The 18,874-nt window shown below is 55.5% G+C and carries 13 protein-coding genes and 1 tRNA gene; 6 read left to right on the top strand and 8 right to left on the bottom strand.

Translation table 11 applies throughout. The features are described from left to right. The first annotated feature begins 523 nt into the window (after nt 1-523). Nucleotides 524-2,398, top strand: coding sequence for an acyl-CoA dehydrogenase family protein (locus tag SFX18_06065; GenBank protein MDX1962697.1), 1,875 nt, complete (start codon nt 524-526; stop codon nt 2,396-2,398). A 675-nt stretch (nt 2,399-3,073) separates the two neighbouring features. After that, nucleotides 3,074-5,194: a hypothetical protein gene (locus SFX18_06060; protein ID MDX1962696.1), complete on the top strand. Its 2,121-nt coding sequence runs from the start codon at nt 3,074-3,076 to the stop codon at nt 5,192-5,194. A gap of 35 nt (nt 5,195-5,229) precedes the next feature. On the opposite strand, the gene SFX18_06055 is transcribed toward SFX18_06060, so the two are convergent. The 5 genes from SFX18_06055 to leuS form a co-directional block, all read right to left on the bottom strand. Further along, nucleotides 5,230-6,159 carry a glucosamine-6-phosphate isomerase gene (locus tag SFX18_06055; GenBank protein ID MDX1962695.1) on the bottom strand — a complete coding sequence of 310 codons (930 nt, stop codon included), beginning with the start codon at nt 6,157-6,159 and terminating at the stop codon, nt 5,230-5,232. Nucleotides 6,160-6,308: 149 nt separating this feature from the next. After that, a complete protein-coding gene (locus SFX18_06050) occupies nt 6,309-7,205 on the bottom strand; it encodes a PIG-L family deacetylase (protein ID MDX1962694.1) in 897 nt (298 codons plus the stop codon). Nucleotides 7,206-7,325: 120 nt separating this feature from the next. Beyond that, nucleotides 7,326-7,883, bottom strand: coding sequence for a Uma2 family endonuclease (locus SFX18_06045; GenBank protein ID MDX1962693.1), 558 nt, complete (start codon nt 7,881-7,883; stop codon nt 7,326-7,328). A gap of 107 nt (nt 7,884-7,990) precedes the next feature. Further along, nucleotides 7,991-9,277 carry a glucose-1-phosphate adenylyltransferase gene (locus SFX18_06040; GenBank protein ID MDX1962692.1) on the bottom strand — a complete coding sequence of 429 codons (1,287 nt, stop codon included), beginning with the start codon at nt 9,275-9,277 and terminating at the stop codon, nt 7,991-7,993. 108 nt (nt 9,278-9,385) lie between these two features. Continuing rightward, entirely contained in the window at nt 9,386-12,253 is a 2,868-nt protein-coding gene (leuS, locus tag SFX18_06035; protein MDX1962691.1) for a leucine--tRNA ligase, read from the bottom strand. A 369-nt stretch (nt 12,254-12,622) separates the two neighbouring features. Between leuS and SFX18_06030 the strand changes: the two genes are divergently transcribed. Continuing rightward, a complete protein-coding gene (locus SFX18_06030) occupies nt 12,623-14,359 on the top strand; it encodes a serine/threonine-protein kinase (GenBank protein MDX1962690.1) in 1,737 nt (578 codons plus the stop codon). A 344-nt stretch (nt 14,360-14,703) separates the two neighbouring features. Next, nucleotides 14,704-15,177, top strand: coding sequence for an SRPBCC family protein (locus SFX18_06025; protein ID MDX1962689.1), 474 nt, complete (start codon nt 14,704-14,706; stop codon nt 15,175-15,177). A gap of 329 nt (nt 15,178-15,506) precedes the next feature. Here SFX18_06025 and SFX18_06020 read toward each other — a convergent pair whose 3' ends face one another. Together SFX18_06020 and SFX18_06015 are read right to left on the bottom strand one after the other, a co-directional pair. Beyond that, entirely contained in the window at nt 15,507-16,160 is a 654-nt protein-coding gene (locus SFX18_06020; GenBank protein MDX1962688.1) for an NAD(P)H-dependent oxidoreductase, read from the bottom strand. Nucleotides 16,161-16,210: 50 nt separating this feature from the next. Continuing rightward, on the bottom strand, nt 16,211-16,624 hold the full coding sequence (locus SFX18_06015; protein MDX1962687.1) for an OsmC family protein: 414 nt from the start codon (nt 16,622-16,624) through the stop codon (nt 16,211-16,213). 183 nt (nt 16,625-16,807) lie between these two features. On the opposite strand from SFX18_06015, the gene SFX18_06010 reads away from it, so the two are divergent. Further along, nucleotides 16,808-17,869: a uracil-DNA glycosylase family protein gene (locus tag SFX18_06010; protein MDX1962686.1), complete on the top strand. Its 1,062-nt coding sequence runs from the start codon at nt 16,808-16,810 to the stop codon at nt 17,867-17,869. 99 nt (nt 17,870-17,968) lie between these two features. On the opposite strand, the gene SFX18_06005 is transcribed toward SFX18_06010, so the two are convergent. Next, on the bottom strand, nt 17,969-18,448 hold the full coding sequence (locus SFX18_06005; GenBank protein ID MDX1962685.1) for a DUF420 domain-containing protein: 480 nt from the start codon (nt 18,446-18,448) through the stop codon (nt 17,969-17,971). A gap of 280 nt (nt 18,449-18,728) precedes the next feature. Between SFX18_06005 and SFX18_06000 the strand changes: the two genes are divergently transcribed. Next, nucleotides 18,729-18,813: transfer RNA gene (locus SFX18_06000), tRNA-Leu, on the top strand. Nucleotides 18,814-18,874: the final 61 nt, after the last annotated feature.

Below are 18,874 nucleotides of genomic sequence, written 5' to 3'. Positions count from 1 at the left end.
TCAGAATGGATCTCTTTTCAGAATCGAAAAAGTTATGGAGTAAAAAAATTTCACGCGGTATTTTGGGGATTTTTCGTTTGTTGCCGCGGAAGTATCCCACCCGAATCCCGCAAAAACAAGACGGAAAAGTAAAGCTGTCTTCTCACCTGACACAATCGTTAAACCAACTAGCAACAAGTTAGCTAAGCTGGATAAATTCCACCACCTTATTTTAATCAAAAACCCCTGTGGGGGACAGAGTGAATCCCCGACGATAGGTTCGCAAAAGGTGAATGCCTAGATTTGGCATTCTTCCGCGAATTGCCCGCAATTCTCTTTAAAAAGGGACACCTGGTTGATGGGGTTTTGATGGCAGGCAACCCAAAACTAGATCGCCTTGCCTAACTGCTATTCGTCTTAGTGGCAAAAGTTGCGTAAAATTGGATGCTGGCGGCGGTGCGGAGATTCCATCGGAAGTCGCGCTGTTCCCTCCTCCCCCAACCTCTTATGGTGCGCCGGAAGAGGGAGATTTACAGGATCACTTATGGGAACCATGCAACGGGAAGAACAAATCGCCCAAGCCGAAGAGTTGCTGGGCGATCGGCTACAAAAACTGGGCTTTGTGCGGGGGCTGTATTTTGGCAAATATCTAGCGGAAAAACTCCCCCGCTATCCGGCTCAATTGCCGGGACCACAAACCACCGCCATGCTGGCGAACCTGCGTAAGTTTTTACAAAATTCTGTTGATCCCGTGGAAATCGACCGCGCCGAGCGGATTCCCGAAAGTGTCATTGTCGGCTTGGGGGGAATTGGCGTTTTGGGGGCGTGCCTGCCCACGACTTGCGGCGGGCATGGTCTAACCCAAACCGAGTATTGCCGACTGCTGGAAATTTTGGGGGGTCACTGTGCCAGCACCGCGCTGTTCGTCAATGCGCATCATTCCATCGGCCCACGCGCGTTGGTCCTGTTTGGCACGCCCGCACAGCAAGAAAAATACCTGCCAAAACTCGCCAGTGGCGAGTGGATTAGCGCCTTTGCCCTGACCGAGCCCGAGGCCGGCAGCGACGCGGCCAACGTGCAAACCATTGCCACCCCCACGCCAGATGGCCGGGGCTACATCCTGAATGGCACCAAACGCTGGATCACCAATGGCGGCATCGCCCAGGTGCTGACGGTCATTGCCAAAGTGCCGGTTCCCATGGGGGATAAGGCTACCCCCGCTTCCGCTACGGGAAATCAAACTTACCCCCCGACAAAGCTGGTCCCCACGGCCTTTATTGTCACGCCCGACATGCCGGGATTTCGGGTTCTCGAAGAGCGCATGCCCAAGTGTGGCGTGCGCGGGACGGCGACGGGGCGGCTGGCCTTTGAAAATATGTATGTCCCGGCGGAAAACGTGCTAGGCGCGGTGGGTAAAGGGCTAAAGATCGCCCTGACTGTGTTGGATTTTGGACGGACGACCTTTGGCGCCAGTTGTACCGGCGCGGCCAAATTTTGCGTGGAGCACGCCGTGCGGCACGCCCAGACGCGGGTGCAGTTTGGTCAACCGCTGGCCAGCTTTGGCATGGTGCGGGAAAAGCTGGCCTGGATGGCGGCGGGGGTGTTTGCCATGGAGGCGTGCACCTACCAGACCGCGGCCTTGATCGACGCCGGCGAAGAAGATTACATGCTGGAAACGGCGATGCTGAAGGTCTTTGCCACGGAAACGCTGTGGCGGATCATCAACGACACGATCCAAATCTACGGGGGCAAGGCGTACTTTACCGACGAGCCGTTCGAGCGGATGCTCCGCGACGCGCGGATCAATATGATTGGCGAAGGGGCCAATGATGTCCTGCGGGCGTTTGTGGCGTTGGTGGGAATGCGGGATGTTGGATTGGAATTGCAGGGAATATTGCAGGCGGTGCAAAGCCCGTGGAAGAACCTGAGCCGACTGAGCCAATTTGCCGGCGAGCGGCTGGAGAGCTACTTTCGCACGCCCGAGGTCCGCGTGCAAGCGGCGGAGTTGCATCCGCAGGCGGAACGCTTGGGCCGGTTGACCGCATACTTTGGCGGTCAAGTGGAAAAAGCGCTGGCCAAATATCGCGAAGAAATTGTCGACCAGCAGTTACAGGCGGGACGCATCGCCGACGCCGCGATCGATCTATACGTCAGTGCGTGCGTACTGCGGCGGATGGATGCGATCTTGGTGGCAAGGGATGTTCCCGTTGGGCAAGCTGGCATGGGCCAGCCAACCCACGGAGCGAATGGGGCGAATGGACAGGAGGAAAAGCCATCTGACCCTGGAAAGACGATCAGCGGGCAACTGGCCGCGGGAAGGTATGCCCTGGAGCTAGCCGAGACCCGCATCCGCCGCAACCTGGCCGATCTGTGGGATAACGACGATGCGCTGATTGATGATGTGTTGCGGGGGATCTAGCAGGCGGGTAGGTCCCGTCCGCCGGACGGGACTGGTGCGACGGGAGGTGGGAGGTGGGAGACGGGAGGTGAGAGACGGGAGGTGGGAGACGGGAGGTGAGAGACGGGAGGTGAGAGACGGGAGGTGAGAGACGGGAGGTGAGAGCCGGGAGGTGAGAGGCGGGAGGTGAGAGGCGGGAGGTGGGGTGGCTCTAAAATCGTTTAGCCGCGACGCGCAGCACGATGCGAGAGGGTGGTTACAAAGTATGCAGCAAATTTGCTTTAGGTACTCTGACAGCAAGTTTATTTATAATTTTTGATTTTTTAATTCGTGAGTTATCTGTAATTAGGCGCGCAGTGCGATTCGGATATTGAGAGCTATGAACTACTGAGCGGCCGAGAAGACACGGTGGATCACGGAGAAGGGTGTCGATGCTGCTAAACCTTAGCGTAAAACATTCTAGATTCCTTGAATTCGATTTGCGAGAATTTGGTTAGAATCGCCAGCTTTCTATTTTTTTCGCCAAAAACCTTGACGCTAACCTCGCCCGGCGATACATTACAGGTTAATTGCTAGTCGTCTTATGCGGTTTGGCGGTTTCTGGCGTCGGGGCGGATTTCTTTACGCGGTTCTTGTTTGTAAGAGGCGCGACGCACTCAGGGCAAACGGGGCAATATCAAAACACGGAGCAGTATCATGGCAAGTTTTTTATCCCGCTTGATTGGTCAGGGTAAAGTTTCCCAGCGGAGGAACAAACTCGCCGGAATTCGCATATTGCGGTTTGAATCATTGGAAACACGCACGGTTTATGATGGTACCGGTCTGGTGGAAACCGAATGGCAGGACGTTGGACCAGGCACCGATGTCCTGCAGTATGCGCAATTCGATAGGGGAATTGGAAATGTAGTCGCCGTGAATTCGCAATTTACGGCCGTGTTTAGCGCCACAAATAGTGTCATCCAAGCGGATGAAAATCATGATCTTTGGGCAGGTGAGGATCAACCAGTCTATTATACTGCTTTTTCTGGAAGACATAGCATTCAACTATTCGACAATTCCACGGGCCAACTCGCCAGCCGCCTCGAATTGCCAACGATTGGAACTTTTTATTTCAACATTCGGTCAATGCACATGATCATGACCGATAAGTATTTGGCAATTAGTTTTCACAATTATATCCAGGATGTAAGCCAAGTTATGGTTTACGACTTGGAATACGGAGTGTTAACAACGCATTTGACGGGCTTGCTCGATTCCGGTGATAGTGGTACTGGTATCGCGATAAGTGGCGATTCACTGATTGTTGGCACGGATGGCGGTAAGTCTGGGAAATTTGGCAATCAACTTGGCTGCGTAAAGATATACGATGCGAGAAATGGCGCATTGCAACGGACGATATCCAGCACAACTGGCGATCCTTGGACTTTTGGTGGCACCATCGCGGTTTCGGGCGATATTTTGGCCATTTCTAACCGCCGGGTAGATGAGCCATTGTCAGATTCTCAATTTCGTGGACGAGTTAGTCTCTACCGCGTCTCCACTGGCGAGTTACTGAGAGAAATTATTAATCCCAATACGCGCGACGAGCGGTTTGGTCATACGCTGGCCATTTCCGATACAAAGATTGCCATCAGTATGTACGGCAGTTCGCCAGAAATTCCGATTCAAGTATTTGACATTGCGACCGGAAATTTATTGTATTCCTTGATCAATCCTACGCCATTGAATCGGAGCGTTTTTGGTTGCAGTCTGGCATTTGCCGGGGATACGTTGGCCATAGGTGCCCATAATGACGACACTTTTGGTCTTGTAGCTGGCGCGGTGTACCTGTACCACGCCGAGGACGGCGTCTGGTTCAGGACATTGGAGCGTCCTGACGAACTCGTAGAGGAAAAATTTGGATATTATATGCAGAGCGCGGGGAATTTGCTGGCGATCACCAGCTACCAGCCTGCTTCTTTGAGAGTAAATCCTTATCAATTGGGCGGCGTAGCTGCCGTGCATTTGTTTGACGCGGAGGGAAACTTCCTGCAGGCGTTTGCGGATCGCTCGGCACTACCACGTCCGCCAGAACCTATTATCATTTCACCGGACGATTCTATCGAGATACATGACTTACCGCCGACTATCGAAGTGATTCCACCACCCACACCAGAGATTCCTCCGGTAGACACTTTGCCGCCGGTAGACACCTTGCCTCCGGTTGATGGTCCTATATATTTTCCCATGCCAATCGATGTGAGCACACCGATTTTGCTGCCAATTGAGCCGGTAGTCATCAATTTGCCGGGCATTGCATTTCCAGGCGATACCCAGCCCCCCTTTGATTTGGTCACTTCGCCGAATCCCGTTTTGATTGACGTGCCGTGGCAGCCCATCATGACTTGGCCAGTTTTTAATCCCGGCACGGGGGTGATTCTAATTGATAACGACTATTGGCCAGGGTATACCACAGGCTTTAATTTGAAAGATGTGGTCATCACCCATAATTCCGGCCCGCTGATTAGCGGCATCTTGCCACCGGATTCTCCCCCAACTGAACAGCCTTTGCTGGTTGCCATCACCCCTGGTGAATTGGGACTGAGTTCGACAAACGACAACTTTGCTAACCCGCTTACAAATGGGAATGTTAGCGGTTTAGGGATGAACTCCACCGCGGGTCAAGCATTGTTTGACGGGACTGTCGTCTCTTTCCTACCGGGCTGGACAGCGGAAATTGCGAACAATAATCCTTTAGTCGATCTACCCACGGAAGAGAAATCGCTGGGTGAGTTATTCGCCGAACTAGATGTAAGCTGGGATGTGCTGGCAATCTAATTGATTGGCATTGCAAGTCGTTCCACTCTTCGCTCCTAATGCATCTCCACCGCGCAGCTCCCCACACCGCCGCGGTAGTAATGAAACTCCACGTGGGGGTGCAGTCCTAAAAGCGACATCGGGACAGCACTATCGGCTAGGTGTTTGCTGATCATCAGCGCCGTCAGCCGCTGGCCCAGCGGATTATCATGCGCCCCCGCCTGCCAGATTGACACTTTCTCCGCTTGCCAAGTTTGCACCGGCCCGACGGTGATTGCCCGCTGCGGCACGAGGGTTAAATTTCCCCCGCCGGATGTCCGCGCATTCTGGGCCAGCGTGACGGGATGCAACTCAACCACCCGGGTGGAAAGCGCCAGGTATTCCTCGGGCGCGGGGGGCTGGTCGGCATACGGCCCCGTGCGGCGCACGGGGTCATTAAACGCCCAGTGCTTGATGTCTCCCTGCCCCCCCTGCATGACGACACAGCGGACGCCGTTCCACGAATTGATATAGGTGGGCAGATCGGCTGTGGGAAAATGCAAATTTTCCCCCGGCATGACGAGATCTGGCCGAATGCGGTCAAAACAGAGCTCGCGGTCGGCCCGTTCAAAACTGAGCGGATGCGATGTGGGGACCGCCCGCCCCTCCGCGTACCATTCATCCATCCCCCAAAAGTGGGCGTGTCGCAAATCCAGCTCCAGCTCGTTCACCAGTCTGGCGACCAGGGGGAGTTGCTCGGTCGGCCCGATCGGCCCGCAAATTCCCGCGGGATTGTCCGGCGTGGCGGCCCGCCAGGCGTGAATATACTCAAGCGCCTCGGCCAGATAAAAATCCTCCAGCGTGTCATGCATGATCACCTGAAATCCCGGACGTGAAAGCTGCGCCAGGTCGGCGGCGGTCAGCCGCGCGGCGTCGTTAATCAGAGCTTCATCCAGCGTGGTGTAATCCCACCAGTCGGGGGCGATATGTGATAACTTGCGGGGCATGGGGGACAGGGGGTGAGGGACGAGGGGGTGCGGAGGAGCAGGGGTGGGTTACTGCAATACTTTATTAACTTTACACATCATTAGTTCTAAAATCCGCTGTTCACTTCCTTACTTTCGGAAATACTGCGTCTCCGCGTGCTAATTACCATTTATGTGACCAACAGCGCATATTCCGCAAGTGCCGCCGCCAAGGGGTCGTCATCCGTGGCGGAAAAACCCAGGTGCAGATGCCGTCGCCATCCCTCGGCAAATTGCCAAGGAGACTCATTCGCTGGAGGGGATGGGGGTCGCGGGTCGTGGGAAATATCTGGCTGTGCGGCTGATTTTCCTGATTTTTTCTCTGGAAAGGACTGAGTCTTGTCGCTTTGACCAAGAGTAGCCAATGCTTTCCGCGCCAACGTGGCGGCCGCATGCGACATTTCATCCATCGCGGCCAGATACGAATCCATCCCCTGGCTGACATCCAACCACGCCTTTTGCGAAACATGCGCCGCCAAGGCCCCCCTTTTGCTGGAATGCACGGACGTGGTGTCGATATACAAACTGGCACTGGCCGGCTGGCCCAGCGGATCGCGCAGGCCATGGGGCAGGGCGTGATACACAGTCACATCGGCGGAATAAGTATCGGTCGCGGGGGAGGTGGCAAAATTTGGCATTCCCCGGGCAAAGGCAGACGTCACCGCCAACCGGCTGGCCGCCATGTGGTCTTCCATATAATCAACCAGCGCGTGGGTGAGCACAATCCGCGGCTGGACCTCTCTTACCAGGGCCGCGACCCGCCGGAGCGTGGGCACGTCATACATTAGCTCCAAATCATCCGTCAGCGGTGGATGCCAGGTCGCCCCCAGCAGTGTAGCTGCGGTCAGGGCCTCAGTCTGGCGGATCGCGGCGGTGGTCGGTCCATCGGTCGTTTGCGAACCGCAATTTCCCCGGCAAAGGTTGCAATAATGCAGTTCCCAACCGGCTTTCTTAAGCAATAATAGCGTCCCCGCCGCGACAAACTCGATATCATCGGGATGGGCAAAAATAGCGAGCGCGACAGACATGGGGAGTAGGTTCCGTCCGCCCGACGGAACTGGTGCGAGGGGAGACGGGTGGCTTGAGGTAGCGTGCGATGGACGTTAGTCCGCCGGTACGCGCTCGAGAAGAGGGGGTAGGGGTTTGAGTTAAGTCACATCGAAAAGTTCGCTCACTGGCATCAGAAAATCCTGAACCACGTCCGAGAGATCTAATACATCTGATTCCTGTAAGTTAACAACGTTATCGGGCGCTCGATAGACGGTCATGGTATGCGGCGCAGGATCAATCACAACCACCGCCAAAGTTACCGCCGCCAGCCAAGCGAGGGCCTTTTGCCGCACTTCGGCGGGTCGGTCCGAGGGGGAGACGACCTCCACCGCCAGATCGGGTGGACCAGGAAAATAGCCGCTGACTTTATTGGCCTTTGCCAAGCGTTCCTTGCGGACAAAGGCACAGTCGGGAGCTAGGACCGTATCGGGGTTTTTAGAAAGAAGAAAACCTGTTTCGGCTGCATAGACCTTTCCAAGCTTATACTGTTTAACAAAATTGCCTAGGACTAACGCAAAATCATGTGCTGAGCCACCATGTTCATGTCCAGCTGGAGCCATTTTTCGCAGTTCCCCTTGCAACAGTTCGTACCGCCAGCCGACATCCGGCATGCGCAATAATTCATCCGCCGTGATCAAGTTCGCTGTTTTGGACATGGCATTTCTCTTGGCATCATTGCCAGACAATCTGGTCATTTACACATTATGTATTTCGGGCTAAAGCACACCCGATATAGTTATTAGCTAAAGCCAGCACTACTAAATTATAGCTTCCAGCCATCCGGCAGGTACGCCTCTTTTTGAATGATGGCGATGCCGTCGCAGATCATCGCCTCGGCGGTTTCCTCGCTGGTTTGCAAGTTGCGTTCATTGACGATCCGCACATGGCGGCCGATATGCACATTTTTGTCGATGATCGCGCGTTCGATCACGGTCCCTTCGCCAATCCCCAGGAGTGGTAGGCCTTGGCTCATATTTTGCTGGATTTGCGCGGCGGTTTGATATTCGTCCGCCCCCATCACCACCGTGTCGCGGATAGTAACATTCTTGCCAATGCGCGTGCGATTGCCGATGACGCTGTTTTCGATGACCACCCCATTTTCGATGACGCAGCCGTCGCCGATCATGCTGTTGCGAATGGTCGCGTCATGAATTTGCGACGGAGGCAAAAACCGCGCGCGGGTGTAAATGGGGGCTTCCGCGCTGGCCAACTGGAACGGGGGATTAATTTTGGCCAGGTCCAAATTGCACTCGTAAAACGATTTGATCGTGCCGATGTCCTCCCAATAACCGTCAAACAGATGCATCTGCACCTTGCGGGTGCGAATGCTGGCCGGAAAGACTTCCTTGCCAAAGTCGTGATAATCGGTCTTGGTGAGCACGTCCACCAGTGTGTCGCGGTTAAACAGGTATATCCCCATGCTGGCTAACAGATCCCGCCCCCGGCTGGGTATTCCCCGCGCGTCGATCACGTGCGACGGGGTCATGACCATGTTCATTTCGGCCTCGGTCTTGGGCTTTTCCAAAAAGCCCTCCACCCGGCCATTATCATCCCCGCGCATAATGCCAAATCCAGGAGCCGCCTCGCGGGTAACCGGCATGGCCCCGATCGTCACATCCGCCTTGCTGGCCAGATGCGTCCGCAGCATGTCGGAGTAATCCATCCGGTAAAGTTGGTCGCCACTGAGGATCAGCACATATTGAATATCCGCCTGCTGAATATAGCGCACATGCTGCCTCACGGCGTCCGCGGTTCCCTGGTACCACTCGCTGGTGTCGTTGGTCTGCTGCGCGGCCAAAATCTCGACAAAGCCCCCGCTATAAGCGTCAAACTGATACGTTCGTCGAATATGCCGGTGCAAGCTGACGCTGTTAAACTGCGTCAACACATAAATGCGGCTCACTCCGCTATTGATACAGTTCGACAGCGGGATATCGATCAGGCGGTATTTACCCGCCAATGGGACCGCGGGCTTGGAGCGGAATTTGGTCAATGGGTACAACCGTGTGCCCCGTCCCCCACCCAGTACCAACGCCAAAACATTTCGCATGGAAATAAATTAAATTAATGAGAGAAAGGGATTAAGGAGAATCAGCGAATCCCGGGAGCAACCCTGATCAAACGAATGGCGCGGACGATGCCCCCATGCCGCCCCCGCTCACTTGACCACAAAATTCACCAGCTTCCCCGGAACTACTATCACTTTAACAATCGTTTTACCCGCCAGCAATTCGGCAATCCGCGAATCCGCGCGGGCGGCGGCTTCTTGCTGGTCCGCCGTGCTTTCGGCGGGCACGACGATCCGCCCGCGTAATTTGCCTAAGATCTGCACCGGAATTTCCAGCTCGTTTTCGGTCAAATAGCGCTCTTCCGCCCGTGGCCAAGGCTCATACGCCAGTGTTTTTGACTTGCCCAAAATTTGCCACAGTTCCTCGGCCAAATGCGGCGCAAAGGGGGCTAGCAGCAGGACAAATTGCTCTAAAATAAGTCTGGAGCGTTGCTCCAACTTGGTAAATGCGTTGGTAAATTCCATCATTTTTGCGATCGCCGTGTTAAAGCTGAGCGCTTCCAAATCGGCGGTGACCCCCGCGATTGTTTTGTGCAGGATGCGCAGTTGTTCCTCCGTCGGGGGCTGATCAACCACGGCGGGGTGGAGTTCCAGGACTTCCGCTTTTTCGTTAACGATCAATCGCCAGGCCCGGTCCAAAAATCCCCGCACGCCATTAACACCGGTCGTGCTCCACGGCTTGGTTGCCTCCAGCGGGCCCATGAACATTTCATACAGCCGCAACGAGTCCGCGCCAAATTCCTGGACGATATGGTCGGGGTTGACCACGTTCCCGCGCGACTTTGACATTTTTTCGCTCAGGCTGGTCATTTCGACCGGCGTGCCGCGCAAAAATGCCTTTCCCTGGCGTTTCTCGACAAGTTCCTCCGTTAAATTGCCCAGCTTGCCCATTTCGTCCGCGACTTTGAGAACGTAACTTTCCTTGCCGCCGGCTTCCTTGGCGGGTAAATGCACGGTTGTAACGCCGCTCGCATGAATCCCCGACTCATGTAAGGCGTACATTGCGGGAGTGATGTGATATTCCGCCTCGCCCAGGATCATTCCTTGATTGACCAGCCGAGTGAATGGCTCGGGCGCGCGGACATGTCCCCGATCAAAGAGGACCATGTGCCAAAAGCGCGAGTACAACAGGTGCAGCACGGCATGTTCCGCCCCGCCGATATACAGATCGACCGGCATCCAAGCGGCTTCCAAAGCGGGGTCAATGAGTGCGGTCTCGTTTTTGGGGTCGATAAAACGCAAGTAATACCAGCAAGAGCCCGCCCATTGCGGCATGGTATTGGTTTCGCGTTTATAGCGCTCGCCATCGAGCGTGACATAGAGCCAGTCGGCGGCGGCTTTTTCGAGGGGGGGCTCGGGCCGGCCAAGTGGTTTGTAGTCATCCAAGTGCGGTAGCGGAACCGGCAGTTGCTCCACGGGGACCGCGCGGTAGCGGCCGGTAAATTGCCCCTGGTCGTCCAGTTCGTGCAAGATCGGGAACGGCTCTCCCCAAAAACGCTGCCGACTAAACAGCCAATCCCGCAGCTTGTAATTGACCGCCGCGCGGGCCAGGCCAGACGCCGCCAGATCGCGCGTGATGAGCGGCTTAAACTGCGCACTGGGAGTGCCGTTGTATTTGCCCGAGTTAATCGCCGCACCATCCGCCACAAAGGATTTTTCACACGCCAATAGCGAGTTACGTTCCACTCCCGCGGCCTCTCCCGGATCTACCACCGGAATAATCGGCAGGCCAAAAACCTGGGCAAATTCAAAATCGCGCTCATCATGGGCGGGGACGGCCATGATCGCGCCGGTGCCATAAGTGGCCAGAACGTAATCGGCAATCCAGATCGGCATTTTCGCCCCATTGACCGGGTTGAGGGCGTAACTGCCGGTAAAAACGCCGGTTTTGACCTTGGCCAGTTCGGTTCGGTCCAAGTCGCTTTTGGTTGCGGCTTGATCGCAGTAGGCTTTTACCGCTGCGGAGTTGTCGGGCGTGGTCAATCGCGCGACGGCCGCGTGTTCCGGGGCAATGACCATATATGTCGCCCCATACAGCGTATCCGGGCGGGTCGTGTAAATGCGCAGGACATCCGCGCCGGGCTTGGCAGGCCAACCCGACTGTTGGCGGGAGGCCTTCCACGATTCAAACTCCCCGGCGGGGCCAATGTAAAAGTCCACTTCTGCTCCGGTACTTCTGCCAATCCAATCCCGTTGCAGCTTTTTGATGCTTTCCGGCCAGTGCAGATTCGCTAAACCCTGTTCCAGCCTGTCCGCGTAGGCGGTGATGCGCAACATCCATTGCCTTAAGGGAATCCGCACCACGGGATGCCTGCCGCGCTCGCTCAACCCGCCAATAACTTCTTCATTGGCCAGGACCGTGCCGAGCGCCGGGCACCAATTCACCGGCGCCTCGCTAATGTACGCTAAGCGATGCTCGTCTTGGTATTTTGCCACGGCGGTTGGACCCTCAGCCGTCACACTAGGGGGAATGGGCAGTTCGCTAATCGGCCTTCCCCGCTGCTGGTCACTGTCAAACCAGGTATCAAACAACACCAAAAAAATCCATTGCGTCCAACGGACATAGTCCAAATCGGTCGTGCTTAGCTGCCGCTGCCAATCGTAGCTAAAACCGAGCGCCTTTAGCTGGCGGACAAAATTGGCGATGTTTTTTTCGGTTGAGACGCGCGGAGGAATGCCGTTTTTGATGGCGTTCTCTTCGGCGGGAAGGCCAAACGCGTCAAAGCCCATCGGGTGCAGGACGGTCCTGCCGCGCATCCGCTCAAACCGGGAAAGGATATCCGTGGCGGTGTAGCCTTCGGGATGGCCGACATGCAGCCCGTCACCGCTGGGATAGGGAAACATATCCAGATAATACCGTTTTTCTCCGGGGGGAAGTCGGGGCGTGGCAAAAGTGCGGTGCGCTTCCCAATATGCCTGCCATTTTGGTTCAATTTCTGCGGGATTGTAGCGGGGCATTTGTTAATTAAAATGTGTGGAATAACTACGAAAATCCTGCCTCGACGGGGGATCCGCGGCCTTTGTGTCTGGGGACACGACTTAGTTTCCAGTATCCGCTAAATTTTCACAAGCACTGCGCGCGGGAATTTGGCGCGGTTTAGCTCTCGGCAGGTATAAGGTGTCCTTGCCATAACGGCTTTCCCTGTCAATACTTGCGATTGATCTTAGTAACCCGAATACAAAGACTAGCATCCAATAGTCAGTTTGCCACGAAGACAAAGATTGGGCGACCCGGGCTGATTAGCATAGAATACAGATTAATTTCACATGAAGTCGGTGATGGCCGCCGGGGCGCGGTTGTTACATTTTTGAAAGTGAACAGCATATATGGCAAGTTCCCCCCTGGTACAGACTCCCCCTCCCCTGGATCGGACATTGGACGCAACCGCCGGGGACTTGCCACGGGGTTACCTAGGTGGCGCCGTGAGCCTGGGACCAGGGGGTACATCCGATCCATCCAGCCAAAATATTCAAAGGCCCATCCCCATCCAATTAGTAGAGGGTAGCAAGCCGGGGCTTAGCAGCGAGCTAACCACCCTCTTGCGGGACCGCTTGCGCAGCGCGGCTCTGGTGTTATGCACGGGCTTTACGCTGTTTTTTATTCGTAATTTCTTTATTTATGGGCTGGATCAATGGGACGCGCTCTTGCTGTGGGGGATCAACGGCATGGTGGCGGCGGTGCTGGCGGTGTGCGCGTTTAGTTTATGCCGCAAATGCGCGCACAGCCTGGGCAAGCTGCGGATGATGGAACTGGCGATCTTTGGCCTGCCCGCCTTGTTTTTTCTGTTATATAACGTGTTGTATATCAATCGCTGGCAAGCGACGCAGGATCCCGCTTACGCCCAAAATCCGATCGCGCCGTGGTTTTTGCTGGTTTTTAATTATGCAATCTTTATTCCCAATACATGGCGGCGGGCGGCGGTGGTGATTGGCGTCATGGTCAGCGTCCCGATCTTGTTATTTGGCTCTGTCACGTTGCTTTCCGTGTGCATTGGCAAAAACTGCCCGGTTAATAATATCGATACTTTTAGCGGAAACGTTCTGCAATTATTGCTGGTCGCTGGGACCGGCATTTTTGGCGTCGCCACGATCAACTCCCTTCGCGCCGAAGTTTACGAGGCCAAACAACTGGGTCAGTACAAACTCAAACGCTTGATCGGTTCGGGGGGCATGGGAGAGGTCTACCTGGCCGAACATCAACTCATGAAGCGCCCCGTCGCCTTAAAGCTCATCCGTCCCGGCAAAACCCATGATCCCCAGGCGCTGCTTCGTTTTGAACGGGAAGTACGGGCCACGGCCAAACTTTCCCATTGGAATTCGATCGAAATTTTTGACTATGGCCGCACGGATGACGGCACGTTTTATTACGTCATGGAATACCTGCCGGGGATGAACCTGGCCGATATGGTTGAACGCTACGGACCCTTGCCGCCGGAACGGGTCGTGTATCTAATCCAGCAGGTCTGCGAGGCCCTGGGCGAAGCGCACGAGCTGGGCCTGATTCACCGCGACTTAAAGCCGGGAAATATTTTTTCGGCCCATCGCGGGGGTGTCTATGACGTGGCCAAGCTGCTGGACTTTGGCTTGGCCAAGCCGCTCATGAACAAGGAAGATAACCTGGAACTGACGGTACAGGGGGCTATAACCGGTTCGCCCCTATATATGTCCCCCGAACAAGCCACGGGCGAGTCCGAGCCGGACGCCCGTAGCGATATTTACTCGCTGGGGGCGGTGATGTACTACTTACTGACGGGGCGTTCCCCGTTCCAGGCGGATAACCCTATTAAGGTGCTCCTGGCCCATGCCAGCCAACCGGTGGTTCCACCCAGCAAACATCGCCCGGAATTACCCGCGGAATTGGAAGCAATCGTACTGCGATGTTTAGAAAAATCCCCTCAGGACCGCTATGGCAGTACCCGGGAGTTGTGGCAGGCGCTGGTGGGGTTGGACCTGAATCGCCGTTGGAGCCGCGATGCGGCCGAGCGCTGGTGGCAGGCCCACTGCGCCACGCATACCGACACGGCGTGCCAAGAGGCGCGGCAAATCGCGGAATCGGCGATCTAGAAGCCGCTAAAGAAGTTCCATCGTAATCGTAGGGCGGAACGTTGATCCGCCATCGTGCGATAGAAACCGTGGGGCGAGGTGAGAATCGTAGGGCGGAACGTGTTCCGCCATCGTGCGATAGAAACCGTAGGGCGTGACGAGAAATCGTAGTGTTCCGCCATCGACACAGGCGTTTCCGCACAGCCCCTTCATCCGTGGCGGGATATGACGCGCTGCCCTTTTGTAAGATCATCACCCCACCGACGTGGCTACCAGTTATGAGCTACTAACTGGCCTCCTAGGCGGCACTCTGCTATCATGGCGCGAATTCCAGGCGATTTTTCCCCTTAACCGCGTTGTGCCGTATGGAATTTACCTCCACTGTGGATATCGTCGCTTCGGTCGAACGCGTCTGGGCGTGTCTGACCGAGCCGGATCTTCAACGCCAATGGAGGACGCAAATCGTGGCACAGCGGGACATAGATCCTGGACCCCCCATGCCGGGTTCAAGGTTTGAAATCGATCTGCGGGAAAGGGGGCGGCTGATCACCAGTCCGGGAGAATATCTGGTGGTTGATCCACCGCGCGAGTTACGCTTGCGTCTGGATTACCAAGGGAAATTTCCCCTCCCCATCGAAGTCGCCTACACGCTGCGGCGCAATGGTTATCGCACTAACCTGGAATACCGGCAACTCGTCGATTATTCGCTCTTTTCGACGATGCTGCGCTGGTTCGTGTGGGTGTACTCCCCCTTAACGCGCTGGCAACTGCAACGCGTCATGCGACAATCCTGGGACAAGCTGCGCCAAGTAGCCGAAGGGGGAAAGGGGGCGGGATGAGGGAAAGTGACACCTACGGTTATGCTACTTCACCGAGAAGCGGTGTCGGCAAGTGGACCTCGCCACTAAGAGGAGAATCGGCAACGGAGTTGCCTCCTACAGGTTGCCTGCTCCGTGCCTCTTGCTTTCCTTCGTGAAAAAAGCATTTCTGGTTCCAGCCGGGCCGCGCTCCGCTGCGCGTCGCGGCTAAACAGGGGGATGAGGTTTGCTTACCGACGATGCGCTGCGCGATCTTGGGCTAAGGGATGCAACCGCTTCGTGGCAAAAAGTCATTCAATCAAACACCAAAAACCAACAACCAAAAACCAGTTCGGCGACGGAGTCGCCTCCTACAGCCGGTACTCCACCACATCCTTCGTCTCAAACCGCACCTTCGGCAGCGTCGCGTATCTGTCGTCCGCCGCGCGGTACCCAGCCGTCGCCACCACATTTGTGGTATAGCCCGTCCCGGTCAGGCCCAGGATTTCGTCATATTGGGCGGGAATGATCCCCTCCATCGGGCAGGTATCGACCCCCACCACCGCCGCGGCGGTCATAAACTGTCCCAGCGCCAGATAGACCTGCAGGGCGGACCAGTGATTCACGTCAAATTCCGCGGGGGGGCGGCTAAAAAAGCCCTCGATAATTTTGCGAAATCCAGCCAGCGATTCGATGGTGGTCCCCCGCACGGCCGCATGCCGGGCCAGGTGGCGATCCACGTCTTCCATCCGCATTTCCAGCTTTTCGGCAAAGACCACGGTATGACTGGCGTCGCGGGTTTGGGTTTGACCCCAACTGGCGGCGACCAGTTTTTCCTTGATGTCGGGATTGGTCACCACGATAAACTTCCACGGTTGCAGGCCAAACGAACTGGGGGCCAGCACCAGCGACTGTTCCAACACATGCCAGACATCGGCGGGAATTTGACGCGCGGGGTCAAATTTTTTGGTGGCGTAGCGCCATTGCAGTTGTTCCAACAGCGCGGAGGGAGACATGAGCGACATAGTTCAGGAAAAAAATGTGGGAAAAAATGGGTAACTTCATAGATTAATGACTACGCCCAAATAATTTCGACCGGGGCAGAAATATCCGGGTGGAGGCTATTATGCACCAAGCAGTATTTTTCCGCTTTGGCCAGGATTTCGCGCTGTTCGGCGGTCAGTTGCGCCCCGCCGGGTATGGTCAAGACAGATTGTAGGCTGATGATCCGTTTGGGCGAATCCGTGGAAGTTTCTTTCCGTACCAGCGCCGTCGCCCCTGTTAGGTTGATCCCGCGTTTTTCGGCCAGCATGGCCATCGTGACCAGCAAACACCCGCCAAGCGCCGCGGCCAGCAGGTCGCTGGGGGAAGGGGCGCTGTTTGTGCCGCCAATTTCCGTGGGGACATCGGTCAACAGAGTGCCGCCGCTTTCATGATGCCGCGCTTCGGTCCGCAGGGATCCGCGATAAGTAACGGTGGTCGTGGACATCATTCCATTCCAGTGTTTAGAATTGATTTTATTGCGGCATTTGCCGTCAGGCCAACCCATTGTAGACCGCTGTTTTGCAAAGGCAACCAGCGCGGCTAACCCCACTTCCGTCACTTTTTATGTACTGTGCGGAATTTCTGTTGAATTCAAGTTTTTCATACGAGTAGATCGCCAAGGAGCGCCATGCCCACGGATATAATCAATATGCAAACCGCCCTGCTGCAATTAGTGCAAAGTTGGGAGCGGGCCGGCCTGCAGGATCTGATGCGTCCGCGGGAACAAGCGGTACGTGATATGCTGCAAACCTTGCAAGTCATGGGTGTCGCCGAAGCAGAATCATTAGCGCTGGTTCAGTCGCATAAAAGTGCGGATAAGGCGGTTTCCCCACGAATAAAAGATGATCCGGCGGTTCCCCCCCCCGCTATAAAAAAACCGGCCGCGCCCCCCGCGTCAGGCCCGGGTCGTGCTATCACTGGGGTACCGGCTCCGCAGTCTAATCCAGCCATGATGCCCCTCCCGGCTAGCCCAGTTATGGCGAAGCCAACATTCCCTCCCGCTAACAATTTGGGCAAGCTGGAAATTCCCCCCCTAAAACCACCGTTTACCGCGATTTCGGCGGAAAATATGTCAACCCAACCAACCTTAAAAAATAATCCCATAACCGAGGTGGTCCCCGCGGCAGAGCGGCCCATGCGGCTGGAAGTGATTGCCCGGGAAGTCGCTGGCTGCCCGCGCTGCGCCGAGTTAGCCAGCACCCGGACGCAGACGGTGTTTCACGACGGAAGTTGCACGGCGGAGCTGTGCCTGGTGGGGGAAGCCCCCGGCGCGGACGAGGACGAGACCGGCGTGCCGTTTGTGGGTCGGGCAGGGCAGTTGCTGACCAAGATTATCGAGGCATGCCAATTGACGCGGGAGCAGGTTTACATTTGCAATGTGCTCAAATGCAGGCCACCGGGAAATCGTCCCCCGGAAGCGGTGGAAGTGGCCAATTGCCGCGGCTACCTGGAACGGCAGTTAGAGATTGTGCACCCGCGGGTGATTGTTTGTTTGGGAACGACCGCGGCACAGTGCCTGTTGAATAGCCAGATCTCGATTGGCAAACTGCGCAAAAAGTGGCACGACTATCGCGGGATACCCCTGTACTGCACGTACCATCCCTCGTATTTGCTGCGTAACCCCGCCGCCAAGAAAGACGTGTGGGAAGATATGAAAGTCGTCATGGCGCGGTTGGGCGTGGAGTTGTAGCGGGGGGAAGGAGTTTGAAGTAGTGGAGTAATGGAGGAATTATGTTAACGCGCAAAAACTGCTCCACTCCTCCAGCCTCTACTCCTTCACTTCTCCAACTCACGCCACAAACGCCAAATAATAAAACAACCAGCCCGTCACGGCCGTCCCCACCATGCCCAGGCCCGCGACTTTCCCCCAAAATAAATGAAATTTGCTTTCGGCGGCGGGGCGGGGGGGATTGGGATAATTCATTAACGCCCGCGCAGTTACCAAAATCCATAATACAAGCGTGGGGACCGCAAAGCACAGATGCAACATTAAACTTTGGCTGACCAACCCATTGGCGTAGTAAGGGGACGGCTCGGCCAAGGCCCGCCATTGGGTGTAAAATCGCATATCAATCTCAAACGCCAAAACCGCCACCAGCAGCACCGCCCCTAAAACGGTTTGGGTAATTTTGTGCAGGGTGTATTGTTTGCGCTTGGCCAGTTGAATACTGACGGCCAGGGTTGGCACGACTAAAAACATAGCCAAAAACACCACATCCAGCATCAATGATGCACGGGTGGGAAACAAATATTGCAAAAAACCGGGCATAAAACTGGATGGTCGTGTATGTGCGAACCAATCGGGACAGGGAATGATCTTGGAAAAAGTGGTCCGGGAGGATGCCTATTAAAAACATCCCGATTTGTTTAAACTGGTGCCAGAATTTTAGCCGCTGGGCGAATTTGGGGGAATGGCAGGATACGCGACCGTCGGAACGCTATTATTTTACCGCAATCCTCCGCAAATCCTTCACTAGATGGGCGTAACACATGGATGGGATAATTGTCACCTGATTCCTCCGAATCATAGGTACTTGCCCAGTTCTTACCCGGGTGTGGTGGAATGGCAGACACTAGGGACTTAAAATCCCTTGGGCGGTAACGCCCGTGCGAGTTCGAGTCTCGCCACCCGGAGTTTTTTCGGATTTTCTCATTGACTTCATCACTTTTTTTGACCGCTTCCCACATTTATGGA

This window comes from Pirellulales bacterium, from assembly GCA_033762255.1.
GTDB lineage: Bacteria > Planctomycetota > Planctomycetia > Pirellulales > JALHPA01 > JANRLT01.
Note: the sequence above shows the minus strand (reverse complement) of the source record. Positions and strands in the feature narration are given on the sequence as shown.